General features: G+C 33.0%; 16 protein-coding genes. 11 read left to right on the top strand and 5 right to left on the bottom strand.

The window, feature by feature from the left end; genetic code table 11:
• Nucleotides 1-19: 19 nt before the first annotated feature.
• Nucleotides 20-913, top strand: a complete 894-nt coding sequence (locus tag ABD011_RS14915; protein WP_425545562.1) for a toxin-antitoxin system YwqK family antitoxin — start codon at nucleotides 20-22, stop codon at nucleotides 911-913.
• A gap of 241 nt (nucleotides 914-1,154) precedes the next feature.
• Nucleotides 1,155-1,724 (top strand): hypothetical protein, encoded by a 570-nt coding sequence (locus ABD011_RS14910; RefSeq protein WP_343799541.1) that lies wholly within the window; start codon nucleotides 1,155-1,157, stop codon nucleotides 1,722-1,724.
• Nucleotides 1,725-1,894: 170 nt separating this feature from the next.
• On the opposite strand, the gene ABD011_RS14905 is transcribed toward ABD011_RS14910, so the two are convergent.
• Genes ABD011_RS14905 through ABD011_RS14895 form a run of 3 tightly spaced genes read right to left on the bottom strand, consistent with a single transcriptional unit; the run spans nucleotide 1,895 to nucleotide 3,701 of the window.
• Complete coding sequence (locus ABD011_RS14905) at nucleotides 1,895-2,527, bottom strand: transglutaminase-like domain-containing protein (RefSeq protein ID WP_343799539.1); 633 nt, start codon at nucleotides 2,525-2,527, stop codon at nucleotides 1,895-1,897.
• Between the two features lie 9 nt (nucleotides 2,528-2,536).
• Complete coding sequence (locus ABD011_RS14900; RefSeq protein WP_343799537.1) at nucleotides 2,537-3,055, bottom strand: peroxiredoxin-like family protein; 519 nt, start codon at nucleotides 3,053-3,055, stop codon at nucleotides 2,537-2,539.
• A 52-nt stretch (nucleotides 3,056-3,107) separates the two neighbouring features.
• Entirely contained in the window at nucleotides 3,108-3,701 is a 594-nt protein-coding gene (locus tag ABD011_RS14895; protein WP_343799535.1) for an NAD(P)H-dependent oxidoreductase, read from the bottom strand.
• Between the two features lie 104 nt (nucleotides 3,702-3,805).
• Between ABD011_RS14895 and ABD011_RS14890 the strand changes: the two genes are divergently transcribed.
• The 7 genes from ABD011_RS14890 (at nucleotide 3,806) to gloA2 (ending at nucleotide 9,190) form a co-directional block, all read left to right on the top strand.
• Nucleotides 3,806-4,165 (top strand): winged helix-turn-helix transcriptional regulator, encoded by a 360-nt coding sequence (locus tag ABD011_RS14890; RefSeq protein ID WP_343799533.1) that lies wholly within the window; start codon nucleotides 3,806-3,808, stop codon nucleotides 4,163-4,165.
• Nucleotides 4,166-4,181: 16 nt separating this feature from the next.
• On the top strand, nucleotides 4,182-4,754 hold the full coding sequence (locus ABD011_RS14885) for a Crp/Fnr family transcriptional regulator (RefSeq protein WP_343799531.1): 573 nt from the start codon (nucleotides 4,182-4,184) through the stop codon (nucleotides 4,752-4,754).
• A 122-nt stretch (nucleotides 4,755-4,876) separates the two neighbouring features.
• The gene (locus ABD011_RS14880) at nucleotides 4,877-5,629 is read left to right on the top strand and encodes a type 1 glutamine amidotransferase domain-containing protein (RefSeq protein WP_343799529.1); all 753 of its coding nucleotides are present in this window, start codon (nucleotides 4,877-4,879) and stop codon (nucleotides 5,627-5,629) included.
• Nucleotides 5,630-5,631: 2 nt separating this feature from the next.
• Nucleotides 5,632-6,837 (top strand): MFS transporter, encoded by a 1,206-nt coding sequence (locus tag ABD011_RS14875; protein WP_343799527.1) that lies wholly within the window; start codon nucleotides 5,632-5,634, stop codon nucleotides 6,835-6,837.
• Between the two features lie 4 nt (nucleotides 6,838-6,841).
• Nucleotides 6,842-7,780 carry an aldo/keto reductase gene (locus tag ABD011_RS14870; protein ID WP_343799525.1) on the top strand — a complete coding sequence of 313 codons (939 nt, stop codon included), beginning with the start codon at nucleotides 6,842-6,844 and terminating at the stop codon, nucleotides 7,778-7,780.
• 58 nt (nucleotides 7,781-7,838) lie between these two features.
• Entirely contained in the window at nucleotides 7,839-8,804 is a 966-nt protein-coding gene (locus ABD011_RS14865) for a TIGR03571 family LLM class oxidoreductase (RefSeq protein WP_343799523.1), read from the top strand.
• Nucleotides 8,804-9,190 (top strand): SMU1112c/YaeR family gloxylase I-like metalloprotein, encoded by a 387-nt coding sequence (gloA2, locus tag ABD011_RS14860; protein ID WP_343799521.1) that lies wholly within the window; start codon nucleotides 8,804-8,806, stop codon nucleotides 9,188-9,190. Before ABD011_RS14865 ends, gloA2 begins: the two co-directional genes overlap by 1 nt.
• A gap of 91 nt (nucleotides 9,191-9,281) precedes the next feature.
• Here gloA2 and ABD011_RS14855 read toward each other — a convergent pair whose 3' ends face one another.
• Nucleotides 9,282-9,587 carry a hypothetical protein gene (locus ABD011_RS14855; RefSeq protein ID WP_129761150.1) on the bottom strand — a complete coding sequence of 102 codons (306 nt, stop codon included), beginning with the start codon at nucleotides 9,585-9,587 and terminating at the stop codon, nucleotides 9,282-9,284.
• 119 nt (nucleotides 9,588-9,706) lie between these two features.
• Nucleotides 9,707-10,942 (bottom strand): 3-deoxy-D-manno-octulosonic acid transferase, encoded by a 1,236-nt coding sequence (locus tag ABD011_RS14850; RefSeq protein ID WP_343799518.1) that lies wholly within the window; start codon nucleotides 10,940-10,942, stop codon nucleotides 9,707-9,709.
• Between the two features lie 128 nt (nucleotides 10,943-11,070).
• On the opposite strand from ABD011_RS14850, the gene ABD011_RS14845 reads away from it, so the two are divergent.
• Both ABD011_RS14845 and galE read left to right on the top strand, forming a co-directional pair.
• A complete protein-coding gene (locus ABD011_RS14845) occupies nucleotides 11,071-12,207 on the top strand; it encodes a DegT/DnrJ/EryC1/StrS family aminotransferase (RefSeq protein ID WP_343799516.1) in 1,137 nt (378 codons plus the stop codon).
• Entirely contained in the window at nucleotides 12,207-13,226 is a 1,020-nt protein-coding gene (gene galE, locus ABD011_RS14840) for a UDP-glucose 4-epimerase GalE (RefSeq protein ID WP_343799514.1), read from the top strand. The genes ABD011_RS14845 and galE overlap by 1 nt, the downstream gene beginning before the upstream one ends.
• The last annotated feature ends 33 nt before the right edge of the window (nucleotides 13,227-13,259 follow it).

The raw sequence follows: 13,259 nt of genomic DNA, 5'->3' as shown, positions 1-13,259 counted from the left end.
AATAAAAAGAGCTTTTTTGATGTTGATTTTTTATTGTTTTTTATCATGTGAAAATGAACATAAAGTTGAATACTATAATGATGGGAAAATTAAAAAGGAATATTATTTAAGAGACGGAAAGCTAAACGATATTTATAAAGAATACTATCCTAACGGTAAGTTAAAGCAAATCCATTACTATAGGGATAACGTGAAAGTTGACTCCTCAATTACCTATTATAAGTCTCCTGATGAAAGAATAAAGGGTATTATCTATTGGAAAACTAACGGAGTTGATAGTTTGGCTAAAAGAGTAATTTTTAATATTAATGGAGATAAATTAAATGAAGGGAGTATACTTCATTTAGGGATGGATAAGTTTGTTCCAGTAGGAAATTGGAGGTATTTTGATGCTCAAGGAAGATTAAAATCGACTAGGGAGTACAAAAACATAGATGGAAAAAGCTATTTGAACCAAGTGTGGTCTTTCAATACAGAAGGAGATACCTTGTATTACCCCACAACTTATTTTGAAATTATAAAAGCACAAGACACTTTCGCGTTAAATTATCCGTTTAGAGCTGCAGCTATTTTAGGGTTGCCAATCTTCAAAGAAAGGAAATCAGAAATTTATGTAGTGCTTCCTAAAAGTGGCTTTAATTTTAATTCAGATTTTTCAAATGAAAAAGAGATTGAATTAGACACTTTTTATAATTTAACTAAGGATATTGTTAATCAAAGATGGTTTCCGAAGGATGAATTTCGGTTTACAGTGGCTTTTGGAAAAAAAATTAAAAAAACAGGTGATTATACCGTAAGAGGCTATATTGTAGAGTATTTTGAACAAGACTCTGATTCTATGGGTGTTATAAGGGAGGAGAATATAAAATATTTTGAAATCCCTATTTATGTAAAAGATACAATTATAAAATAGAGTGGTTTAGAAAAAACCTTAGTACTGCACGATTGTATCGTGAGGTAAGTTAAGTTATCCAACCCATAAAGAATGGATATCATAACTGTTTATACATATAATTGTAAGAAAATTATATCATTTTTTAACATTTAACCCTTTTGTTTTGAGCCTTTACTCAACCTTTACTTCACCTTTACTCCATATTAAAGCCATTTTTACCTCACCTTTAAGGTAACTTAGTCGTGTATAAATGTAACTCGTGTGGTATAGCATTAGCAACCCTAACCAACAGGCAGAGCAAGGAGACCTCATAAGCAGTTATACCAAGCATTACTATATAGGAGCAGAGCGTATACAGAGTACCTTGGGTACGGTAAGGGACTTGGGCTTGTACCCACCAAAAATTGAAGGGCTGTTTGAGGGTATACGCACTAAAGCCGATACTAGTGTACAGGTAGCCAACACAGGGCTTGGAGCTACCTATACAGCCTTAAGCCAAAGCATAAGCTTGGGCACTTGCCCTTATGTAGGAGGTTATGGCGAAGGCAACCTGCAACGCTATGCACATGATGCCGATTGCTACGATGCCTATTGGTACCATAGCGACCATTTAGGATCTTCTTCGTATATTAGCAATAGAGATGGTTATGTAACCCAGCATATGGAAATCGAAATAAATGTCTTCAATGCAGAGCATTGTCAAATAAAAGATTCGCCGACTAACAGGAGGCAATATTTACCCTTTGGCGAAATCGAGGTACGAAAAAATTCATTAAAAAGTTACATGTATAAATTACCTAGATTCAACAAAGACGTTAAAAGGAGATAAGTTAAACCTAATAAGTGTTAACAAAATGGATAGGTTAACATTTTTATTAACAATCAATTATTCCTAGGAACAATTTGATAGTATGGTTCGAGAATAGATCAATGTAGTGTACAAAAAAAGCCTTACAGAAATGTAAGGCTTTTTGTATTTTAAAAAAAACAGTTCTTCTTTTAAACTGTAATATGATCCTGATCTTTAAATCTTTCATAAAGACTAGGATAGTTTGATTTGAATGTGTCTTTTATAAATTCCAAAGGAACATCTTCAAAATGACCATAATCTTCTATGTAGGTCATAAATTTATGATCGTCTTTATTGTATTCTTGCATCACAGCGTCTTCTGTTCCATTAAAATCCAAAACATCTACATTGTAAATGGCACATAGTTCTTTATTAAACGCAGGTGAACATTTTACCCATTTATTATTATAAAACACATCAACCAAACCGTGAGGAGCTAATTCATTAGTTCCAATCACTTTTTCCAAGCGCTCTGTTGCAATATGGTTAGATACTTTAGCTAAATGTAATCTTGCAGGAATATTAAAGGCGCGTAAACAAGCAATGTATAAAATGGCTTTGTCAATGCAATGTCCATCTGGCTTTTTTGCAATATTACTAGCTTTAAAATATGCTTTCGTTAAACCAATATTAAAAGGTAAGTAACGCCAACCATCTCTAACCTTTAGATATAATTGTTCTATAATATCTTGTTGAAAAGTTAAGTGCTCAACCTCTTTTACAATGTCCTTAATAACAGGGTTATCGTAATCGAAATAATAGTTTTTTTCGGTGTAATTCATATTACAAATTTATAACATTTCGCCTCTTGCAGGATAACCTGAAGACACAATATAATCTACAGCCTTTACAAATGACGGTAAATAAGGTCTTCCCCAAGGATTACTATTTATAGCAGAATAATAGACTTTATTGTTATTGTCTATTAAAAATAGTCCTGGTTCACTAAATATGTCTGGTTCACCTTCTTTTACAGCTTTACTTAAATATAATCCCCAGTTTTTAGCAGTTTCTAAATCTAAGTTATAACCTAATTGTAATTCTGATAGTTCCCATTTTTGACGTGATAAGCGTGCTCTAGACTCAGAATCCATACTTACAGCAATAACGTTAACGCCTCTTTCTTTAAATTCTGGTAATAACTCTTCTAACTGTTGTAAATATTTTTTGCACAATGGGCAATGTAAACCTCTATAAAAAACCACTAAAGTGAAATTTTCTGGTTGCTGATTGTTAATCTGCCATTCGTTACCATCTAAAACTGGAAAAGTTAAATTTGGTGCTATATGCTTTGGTGTTGGTCTGTTCATTTTATGTGTATATAAATTATATTCTTTTTAAATATGAAGACTTTTGAAAGGATTATATCTTTTGAAGCAATTCTTCATTAATATGCTTTTCAAATCTTGCAAAGTCGTTTTCAGTGTCTGGATTTTTCATCACATCATAAGCAAAAAAAGTTTTTAAAGGCTCTAGACCAAACCATTTAAAGTTAAGGTGCATTGGTAATAGCAAGTCGTCTTCACTTTTGCCTGCAAAAAAAGCTTCGTCAGGATTATTAAAAGCCTCTTTTGGTGCATTGGCAGTTACCGAAATCATATATTTTCCTTTTAACAAACCTCCTGAACCGTAATTCTTTTTTGGAGCTTCTGCTGTACGACCATCACCTTGAGATAGTTTTCCCATCATTCCTGCGGTAAACACATCGTCAATGTATTTTTTAAACGACCAAGTAATTCCCATCCAGTTAAGAGGTGTTTGCAAAAACACGATATCTGCCCAAAGGAATTTTTCAATTTCCTCGTCTACATTATATTCATTTTGAGTTTCTGTGGTCTTTACACTTAAGTTAGCATCACCTAATTGAGTGGATAATTTTTCAACAAAAGATTGATTTAATTTTCCTTCAGAAAAAGGATAATATTGATGACCATTAATTATAAGTACGTTTTTCATGTATTTAAATTTTAAATTAGTATTGCAAAGAAACCAATAATAGTTTATTTTTGAAACCAATAATGATTAAACCACCTTAAATAGTGGTTACAAAATGGTAACTAATGGGAAGAAAGGTAATTGACAATCCGAATGTATGTTCTTTAGTTCATGCAATGAACGTTATTGGAAATAAGTGGAAACCGATTTTAATTTACCTACTAGCAAACGGTAGTTTACGCTTTGGTAAACTCTTAATGTTTACTCCTACTATTTCAAAAAAAGTACTAACGGAACAATTGAGAGAACTTGAAGAAGATGGCATAATCATCAGAAAAAAATATGCCGAAATACCGCCAAGAGTAGAATATTCTTTATCTGAAAAAGGCGAAGCTTTACTACCAATTCTTAAAAGTTTGAGCCAATGGACTCAAGATAGTTTTAAGGACATTGAGTTTGAAGCATGTAAAATTGTAACTCTATAATTTCTATTTTTGCTTCATGCAAGATCAATACCAACTCTTAAGGCAGCATTTTGAGGAAATTGTAACACTTACTGATGAAGAGTGGGATTTTATTGCTCCTCATTTTGAACATAAAAAACTTAAAAAGCATCAGTTTTTAATTCAAACAGGACAACCCGTAGATTGCGAATTTTGGATTATCAACGGACTTATTAAATCTTATGCTGTAGATGAAAAAGGTAGCGAGCACATTCTTCAGTTTGCTATGGAAGACTATTGGGTTAGCGACTATTACGCATTTCAGCATCAAATACCTGCCACAATTTTTGTAGATTGTATAGAAGATTCTGAGTTTTTCTGTTTGTCTTTAGAAAGTCGTGAAACCATTTGTCAAAAAATTCCCGCTATGGCAAATTTCTTCCGAATAAAATCTAATTACGGGTTTATCGGTTTGCAGCAACGTATCCTGTCTTTATTAACACAAACTGCAGAAGAACGTTACGACGCTTTATTATTTAAACTACCAAAATTAGTACAGCGTGTACCTAAAAAACTGATTGCAGCCTATTTAGGTGTATCCAGAGAAACCTTAAGTCGTTTTAAAGGTTAAAAAGTGATATACATCACATTTTTTTGTTGCGATACATCACTTTAAAATCGTGATATACATCCTCGCACAAGTAGTGCTTTTCATTGAATTTTGTAACAGAATTTTAAACCAAAAACAAAACAATGAAAACAAGATTTTATTCCTCAGCAATTGCTTTGCTTTTTAGCATTGCCTTAATAGCACAAAAAAAACAAGACAAACCAAGCGTATTAATGGTACTTTCTAGTCATCAAGAATTAGGTGACACAGGTAAGGACACTGGTTATTATTTAAGTGAAGTTACTCATGCTTACGAGGTTTTTGAAGCTAATAATTATGAAATAACCTTAGTAAGTCCAGAAGGCGGCAATCCACCAGTAGATGGTTTTGATCTTAAAGATGAAGTGAATAATAAATATTGGAATGATTCAACATTCCAGAATAAACTTCAAAACACATTAAAAGTTTCAAAAGTAAAAGCTAAAGATTACGATGTCATTTATTATGCTGGTGGACATGGTACGATGTGGGATTTTCCAAACAATAAAAAGCTAGCGAAAATTGCTGCAAAAATTTACGAAAATGACGGTGTTGTAGCAGCTGTTTGTCATGGTCCTTCGGCTTTAGTAAATATTAAATTATCTAATGGTAATTATTTAGTTGAAGGTAAAACGGTAAGCGTATTTACTAATGAAGAAGAAGCTAATGTAAAATTAGAAAACGTGGTACCATTTTTATTAGAAGACAAACTTATTGAACGTGGTGCGACTGTAGATAAAGCAGCTATGTGGCAAGAAAAAGTAAGCGTAGATGAGCGTTTAGTAACAGGTCAAAATCCTGCTTCTGCAAAATTAGCAGCAAAAAAAATTGTAGAACTTTTAGAGGATAAACACTAAAAATGGGAACGCAAACAGCAACTCTAAAAGCTAAATCTAAACGTAAAAGTTTACCAGCTGCATTATGGGCGTTAACCATAAGTGCATTTGGTATAGGAACTACAGAGTTTGTTATTGTTGGCTTACTGCCAACAGTAGCAAACGATTTAAACACCTCAATATCTTCTGCAGGTTTATTAGTCAGTCTGTACGCAGTTGGTGTTGCAATTGGTGCACCAGTATTAACAGCATTAACAAGTCAAATTGCTAGAAAGCAACTGCTAATTGCTATAATGCTTTTATTTATAATTGGTAACGGATTAGCAGCTATTGCACCAAGTTTTATCTTACTAATTTTAGCTAGAATATTAACTGGTTTTGCGCATGGTGTGTTTTTTTCAATAGGCTCAACAATTGCAGCTAGTTTAGTACCAGAAGATAAGCGTGCTTCTGCCATTTCTATAATGTTTGCAGGTTTAACTGTAGCAATTGTTACTGGTGTACCCTTGGGAACATATATTGGGCAAAATTTCGGGTGGCGTGCTACCTTTATAGGTGTTGCTATCTTAGGAATTATTGGCGCAGTAGCAAGTTACTTTTTGATACCAGCGTCCATTAAAACATCAAAACCACTTCGTATTTTAGATCAGTTAAAAGTACTTAAAAATCGTTCTATTTTACTGGTGCTTGCTATCACAGCTTTAGGTTATGGTGGTACTTTTGTAACCTTTACCTATTTAGCACCATTATTAGAAGAAGTTACTGGTTTTTCAGCAAATATGACGAGTATTTTATTACTAGTTTACGGTATTGCAATTGCATTAGGTAATGTAATAGGCGGTAAAGTATCTAATAAAAAACCAGGAAAAGCCTTAATGGTGATGTTTGCCTTACAAGCTATAGTATTATTTATACTTTATTTTACAGCATCTAGCCAAATATGGTCGGTTGTTACACTATTTTTTATGGGCATATTAGCCTTTTCTAATGTGCCTGCATTACAATTGTATGTGGTAAAAATGTCTGAAAAATATTTACCAGGAACAGAAGATGTTTCATCTGCTTTAAATATAGCAGCCTTTAATGTAGGTATTGCAATTGGCGCTTATGTTGGCGGACTTATTATTGAATCTTCACTTGGTGTTGGTGCAACACCTTGGGTTGGTAGCATATTAGTAATAGTCGGCTTTTTAATCACTTTGATTTTATACAAAAAAGAAAAACTTTAAAACAATGAAAACTTTACAATTTAGAAATAACGACGAAATGCCAATTCTAGGTCTTGGTACCTTTAGATCAGAACCTAACGAAGTGTACACGTCGGTTTACGAAGCTATTAAAATTGGATATAGACATATTGATTGTGCATCAGTATATGGTAACGAAAAAGAAGTAGGAAACGCTATCGCAGATGCCATTAAAGAAGGTATTGTTACACGTGAAGACTTATGGATTACTTCAAAATTATGGAGCGATTCTCATGGAAGAGAAAACGTTATTCCTGCGTTACAAAATACCTTAAACGATTTACAGTTAGAGTATTTAGATTTATACCTCATCCATTGGCCAGTTGCCTTTAAAAAAGGCGTTGAGTTTCCTAAAAAAGCTGAAGAATTTATTCCACTTGAAGACAAACCACTTACAGACACATGGAAAGGTATGGAAGATGCTTTAGAGCAAGGCTTAACTAAGCATATTGGGATGAGTAATTTCAACCAAAATGATTTAACAGACATTATTGATCATGCTAAACATTTACCAGAAATGCTTCAGGTAGAAGTGCATCCGTTTTTACAACAAAACGAACTGTTAGAATTCGCTAAAGCACATCGCATTCACATGACGGCTTATGCGCCAATTGGTTCTGGTACAAATGATGATGACGAATTAAATCTGTTGAAAAACAAGACTATTAACGACATCGCAACTGCTAATAACATGACAGCAGCACAAGTACTTCTAGCTTGGGATATACAACGTGGTGTTTCGGTAATACCAAAATCGGTTAATCCAAAACGTCTTCAAGAAAACTTTGATACTATTCATTTTGAATTAAATGAAGACGATATGAAACGTATTGAAGCTTTAGATAAAAATCATCGTTTTATAGATGGTACATTTTGGGAAGTTGAAAACGGTCCGTATACCGCAGACAGTATTTGGAATGCTTAATAAAACAACATTAGGTAGCTGTATAGTTACCTGATGTTATTGAATTCAAAAAATTGCTATGAAAAATTTTGATAAACTATATACACCAGGCAAAATGACGCTTGGTATTGAGTTTCCGTTAGATAACGATTGGTCTTTAGAAGGCGATAAAAAACGAAAAGAAGACGACAGACCATTTGGCGTACCAGATATAAGTAAGCATTTACAGTACGTTAAACAAATTGATAAGGCTGGTTTTGCTGCAGTTTGGATTAGAGAAGTACCCGTTTACGATCCTAATTTTGGTGATGGTGCACAGTTATTCGACACCTTAAGTTATTTAGGATATTTATCTGCCGCAACTAAAAATGTGTTGTTAGGTACAGCTGCAATAGTTTCACCATTACATCAACCTATAAAACTAGCAAAAGCAACTGCTACTATAGAACATCTAAGTGATAGCAGACTTATTTTAGGTTTAGGTTTGGGTGATAGACCTGTTGAGTTTCCTATGTATGGCATAGATTATCAAGAGCGACCAAAATTGTTTAGAGATCATCTTAATATTATGCAAGAGGCTTGGAAAACCAACAGCGATTTATCGGCCATATATCCGTTTTTAAATAAAGGTGTTGCTGTGTACCCAAAGCCAAAACATCAGATTCCGCTAGTTGTTGCAGGACATTCCGGACAAAGTCTCGAGTGGATTGCCAAAAATGCTAATGGTTGGTTTAATTATCCAAGAACACCAGAAGAAACCTATTTAAATCGTAAACGATGGTGCGAAGCGTTGTACGATACAGATCAGGCTTGTAAACCTTATATTTCGGCATTTCATTTAAATCTATTACAAGATGATAATGCGACTTTTAAACCACATCGTTTTGGTGGTGCAATTGGTATTAATCATTTAGCCGAATTATTAAAAGCTTACGAAGAGGCAGGTGTAAACCATATGGCATTACATTTACGAAAATCAGACACACCTTTAGATGAGGCGATAAATAAAATTTCCGATATTGTTTTACCAAATTTCAATTCATAATGCAGTTACAGTCCGTTCATCATATTGCCATTATCTGTTCAAATTACGAAATGTCAAAAGCATTTTATACAGACATTCTTGGTTTTAGCATAAAAAATGAAGTTTATCGTAAAAACCGAGATTCTTATAAGTTAGATTTAGCATTAAATAATCAATATGTAATAGAGTTGTTTTCGTTTCCTAATCCGCCAAAACGCGTATCGCAACCAGAAGCGGCAGGTTTACGACATATTGCTTTTGGTGTAAATAATTTAGAAGAAAGTTTACAATACTTAGATTCAAAAAAAATTACGCATGAAGGTGTTAGAATAGATCCATTTACCAACAAGAAATTTACATTCTTTAATGATCCTGACAACTTACCTATTGAATTATATGAGTTGTAAATTTTATATTTATAGTAGTTCTTAAAATAATGACAAATAAAAAAAGCCTTACAGAAATGTAAGGCTTTTATTTTTAAAGACATTAAAAGAATTAGTGTCCTTTAACTGCTTCTTTTGCTTTGTCTGCTGCATCGTTTACAGCGTCTTTAGCACCTTCTTTAACTGAATCAGCTGCTTCTTCTACTGCGTCAACAGCATCATCAATAGCTTCTTCTGTTGCATCAGCTGCATCGTCCATAGCTTCTCCAGCCTCTTCAACAGCTTCTTCAACTGCGTCACCTGTAGCTTCAGCTGCGTTTTCTATTGCATCTCCAGCTTCATCTGCTTTCTCTTTTGTTTCTCTACATGCTGTGAATGACAATCCAAGTGCCAAAACAAGTAATAATAATTTTTTCATTGTTTAAAATAGTTTTAAGTGTTAAATATGTTACACGAAATTAATAACTTATAATGAATAATCAATGAAAAATTTTAACAAATATTAACATTTTTATTAAGATTATTCAAAATATTAGTCTATCTACGTATGTAATTGATTATTTGGATTACAGCACCTTTATTTTTTTTAATAAAGTTGAGATTTATTGTGCCTTGTTGTAGTCTTTTGTCTTTATTTTCTATTAGCAACTGTAATTTATCTTCTAATTCATTTAAATTTTTGATAGAAATCAACCCTCCATTGTCAATCATTTCATATGCTTCTGGGAAATTTTTATAGTTACTTCCAATGATTATAGGGACACCAAAAACAGCAGGTTCTAAAATGTTATGAAGGCCTGTGTTACCCATTGCACCACCAACATAAGCAATATCAGCATAAGCATAAATTTTACTTAATAGTCCGATAGTGTCTATCACAAATACTGAATAGTTAGAAAGTAATTTTCCCTCTTTTTGTGAGAATAAAACGGTTTCAACATTTAGTTTTTTAGTAATACTTTGAATTTGAGCAGCTTTGATATTATGAGGTGCAATAATATATTTAACATCGAGGTTTTGATTGTTATTTATGAACTTAATGAGTAACTCTTCATCTTCTGGCCATGAGCTGCCAATAACTACGCAGAGTTTGTCTTGTTTAAAGTTTGAGATAAAGTCTAAAGTGTTATCTTGATTAAGTTGATTGTTAACACGATCAAAGCGAGTATCACCTGCAACGGTTACATTTTTTAAACCAAGAGTGTTTGCTAGAGTTTTTGAACTTTTATTTTGAACAAAAATGTGTTCAAATGTATGTAAAGCCTTTTTAGTTTTTGAACCATAAAACTTAAAGTAAGATTGGTTTTTTCTAAATGTAGCCGAAATTAAAATAGCTCTTAATTTACGTTTGTTTAGAGCATTCAACATATTCGGCCAAATGTCGTATTTTACAAAAATGGTCAGTTCAGGTTTTACTAAATCTATAAACCGTTTTGCATTACTTTTTGTGTCTAAAGGTAAGTACACAACAAGATCAGCAACGTCGGTGTTTTTTCTTATTTCATAACCTGAAGGAGAAAAAAAAGATAATACGATTTTATGGTTAGGGTAAAGTGTTCTTAGTTCTTTAAAAACTGGTAAGCCTTGTTCAAATTCACCTAACGAAGCACAATGAAACCAAAGTGTATTGTCTTCTTTTTTAAGGTGTTGGTTTAGTTTTTTAAATGTTTCATTTCGACCTTTAACACCTAGCCTTATTTTTTCATTAAATAAAGCTACAATTTGTAATATAAAACCTAAAAAATAAATACCAAGATTGTACAATATTCCCACGTAAATTATGTTTTTGCTAAAATACATTACTTTACACTAAATTCATTGGCTGTCGTTATTGAATTTTGTAAATTCGCTACTCGTCAAATGTTTTTTTGACACTTTCTACAACTCATTACAAATTTCGAATGAAAAAAATACAAATGGTTGACCTTAAGGGTCAATATGAAAAAATTAAAACTACAGTAGACCAATCTATACTAGAAGTTTTAGATTCTACAGCATATATTAATGGGCCAAAGGTTCATGAGTTTCAAAGTAATTTAGAAAATTATTTAGGCGTAAAACATGTAATTCCTTGTGCTAATGGAACAGATGCTTTGCAAATTGCAATGATGGGATTAGGATTAAAGCCAGGAGATGAGGTTATAACAGCTGATTTTACATTTGCGGCAACAGTTGAGGTTATTGCGTTATTGCAGTTGACACCTGTTTTGGTAGATGTTGATGAGAAAAATTTTAATATCGATATTGAAGCTATTAAAAAAGCGATTACTCCTAAAACCAAAGCTATTGTTCCTGTGCATTTGTTTGGGCAATGTGCAAATATGGAAGCAATTATGGAAATTGCTCAAGAACATAACCTTTATGTAATAGAAGATAATGCTCAAGCTATTGGTGCAACCTATACTTACAGTAATGGTGAAAAAGCTAAGGTTGGTACAATAGGTCATGTGGCTTCAACTTCATTTTTTCCATCAAAAAATTTAGGATGTTATGGCGATGGAGGAGCAATTTTTACTAATGATGATGATTTAGCGCATACTATTAGAGGAATTGTAAATCATGGTATGTATGAGCGTTACCATCATGATGTTGTAGGTGTTAACTCGCGTTTAGACTCTGTTCAAGCTGCAGTTTTAAATGCTAAATTGCCAAACTTAGATACATATAATTCTGCAAGAATAAAAGCAGCTAATGCTTATGACAAAGCATTTGAAGGTCAAGAAAAAATTGTTACTCCTCATAGAGATGGAGCAGAAGATAATCACGTGTTTCATCAATATACATTGAGAGTTTTAGATACTGACAGAGATGCTTTGGTTAAACATTTAAATGAAAACGGAATACCATGTGGTGTGTATTATCCAATTCCGTTGCATTTACAAAAAGCGTATAAGGATTCTAGATATAACGAAGCTGATTTTAAAGTTACCAATCAATTGGTAAAAGAAGTGATTTCGTTACCAATGCACACCGAGCTTGATGATGAACAAATAAGCTTTATTACAAATACAGTTATAAATTTCATAAACAACAATTAATGAAAGTATTAGTTACTGGAGGACTAGGATTTATAGGCTCACATACTGTTGTTGAATTACAAAACAAAGGTTTTGAAGTCGTAATAATTGATGATCTTTCAAATTCCTCAATAGATGTGCTTGAAGGCATTACAGCAATTACAGGTAAAACACCAATCTTTGAAAAACTAGATTTAAAAGATAAATTAAAAGTTGAAACATTTTTTAATGCTCACAAAGATATTGTAGGTGTAATTCATTTTGCAGCAAGTAAAGCGGTAGGCGAAAGTGTTGAGAAACCTCTGTTGTATTATGAAAACAACTTAAATACGCTTATATACATGCTTAAGTCGGTTTTAGGTTTACAAGCATCTAACTTTATTTTTAGTTCTTCATGTACAGTATACGGACAAGCTGATGCTATGCCGATACTTGAAAATGCACCAGTAAAACCAGCTGAATCTCCTTACGGAAACACAAAGCAAATAGGAGAGGAGATTATTAAAGATACCTGTAAGGTTAATGATAATTTCAATGCAATTTCCTTGCGATATTTTAATCCAGTTGGAGCACACGAGAGTGCTAAAATAGGAGAGTTACCTCTTGGTGTTCCTCAAAATTTAGTGCCTTTTATTACTCAAACAGCTGCTGGACTTAGAGAGCAACTTTCGGTATTTGGAGATGACTACCCAACGCCAGATGGTACCTGTATACGAGACTATATTCATGTGGTTGATTTGGCAAAAGCTCATGTTATTGCGTTGCAACGCCTAATTGATAAAACCAATGCTTCTAACTACGAAGTCTTTAACATAGGAACAGGTAAAGGCAGTTCAGTGCTAGAAGTTATTAAGTCTTTTGAAAAGGTGTCTGGAGAAAAGCTTAATTACAAGTTTGCTCCAAGGCGTGCAGGTGATATTACAAAAGCTTATGCTGACACGTCAAAGTCTAATAATGAATTAGGTTGGAAAGCTGAACTAACTTTAGACGATGCTATGCGTTCTGCATGGAATTGGGAAAAAAAGATAAGAAACCTGTAATACGTGTGTTGTTATTGCTGTAAGATTTAACAG

This window comes from Gaetbulibacter jejuensis, from assembly GCF_039524015.1.
GTDB classification, from domain to species: domain Bacteria; phylum Bacteroidota; class Bacteroidia; order Flavobacteriales; family Flavobacteriaceae; genus Gaetbulibacter_B; species Gaetbulibacter_B jejuensis.
This window is presented reverse-complemented; position numbering and strand designations above follow the sequence as displayed.

What these genes read in the sequence shown, in the direction of transcription:
- ABD011_RS14915 (WP_425545562.1), top strand. Translation starts at nt 20, where the DNA reads ATGTTGATTTTTTATTGTTTTTTATCATGTGAAAATGAACATAAAGTT.
- ABD011_RS14905 (WP_343799539.1), bottom strand. Translation starts at nt 2,527, where the DNA reads ATGAATTACACCGAAAAAAACTATTATTTCGATTACGATAACCCTGTT.
- ABD011_RS14900 (WP_343799537.1), bottom strand. Translation starts at nt 3,055, where the DNA reads ATGAACAGACCAACACCAAAGCATATAGCACCAAATTTAACTTTTCCA.
- ABD011_RS14895 (WP_343799535.1), bottom strand. Translation starts at nt 3,701, where the DNA reads ATGAAAAACGTACTTATAATTAATGGTCATCAATATTATCCTTTTTCT.
- ABD011_RS14890 (WP_343799533.1), top strand. Translation starts at nt 3,806, where the DNA reads ATGGGAAGAAAGGTAATTGACAATCCGAATGTATGTTCTTTAGTTCAT.
- ABD011_RS14885 (WP_343799531.1), top strand. Translation starts at nt 4,182, where the DNA reads ATGCAAGATCAATACCAACTCTTAAGGCAGCATTTTGAGGAAATTGTA.
- ABD011_RS14880 (WP_343799529.1), top strand. Translation starts at nt 4,877, where the DNA reads ATGAAAACAAGATTTTATTCCTCAGCAATTGCTTTGCTTTTTAGCATT.
- ABD011_RS14875 (WP_343799527.1), top strand. Translation starts at nt 5,632, where the DNA reads ATGGGAACGCAAACAGCAACTCTAAAAGCTAAATCTAAACGTAAAAGT.
- ABD011_RS14870 (WP_343799525.1), top strand. Translation starts at nt 6,842, where the DNA reads ATGAAAACTTTACAATTTAGAAATAACGACGAAATGCCAATTCTAGGT.
- ABD011_RS14865 (WP_343799523.1), top strand. Translation starts at nt 7,839, where the DNA reads ATGAAAAATTTTGATAAACTATATACACCAGGCAAAATGACGCTTGGT.
- gloA2 (WP_343799521.1), top strand. Translation starts at nt 8,804, where the DNA reads ATGCAGTTACAGTCCGTTCATCATATTGCCATTATCTGTTCAAATTAC.
- ABD011_RS14855 (WP_129761150.1), bottom strand. Translation starts at nt 9,587, where the DNA reads ATGAAAAAATTATTATTACTTGTTTTGGCACTTGGATTGTCATTCACA.
- ABD011_RS14845 (WP_343799516.1), top strand. Translation starts at nt 11,071, where the DNA reads ATGAAAAAAATACAAATGGTTGACCTTAAGGGTCAATATGAAAAAATT.
- galE (WP_343799514.1), top strand. Translation starts at nt 12,207, where the DNA reads ATGAAAGTATTAGTTACTGGAGGACTAGGATTTATAGGCTCACATACT.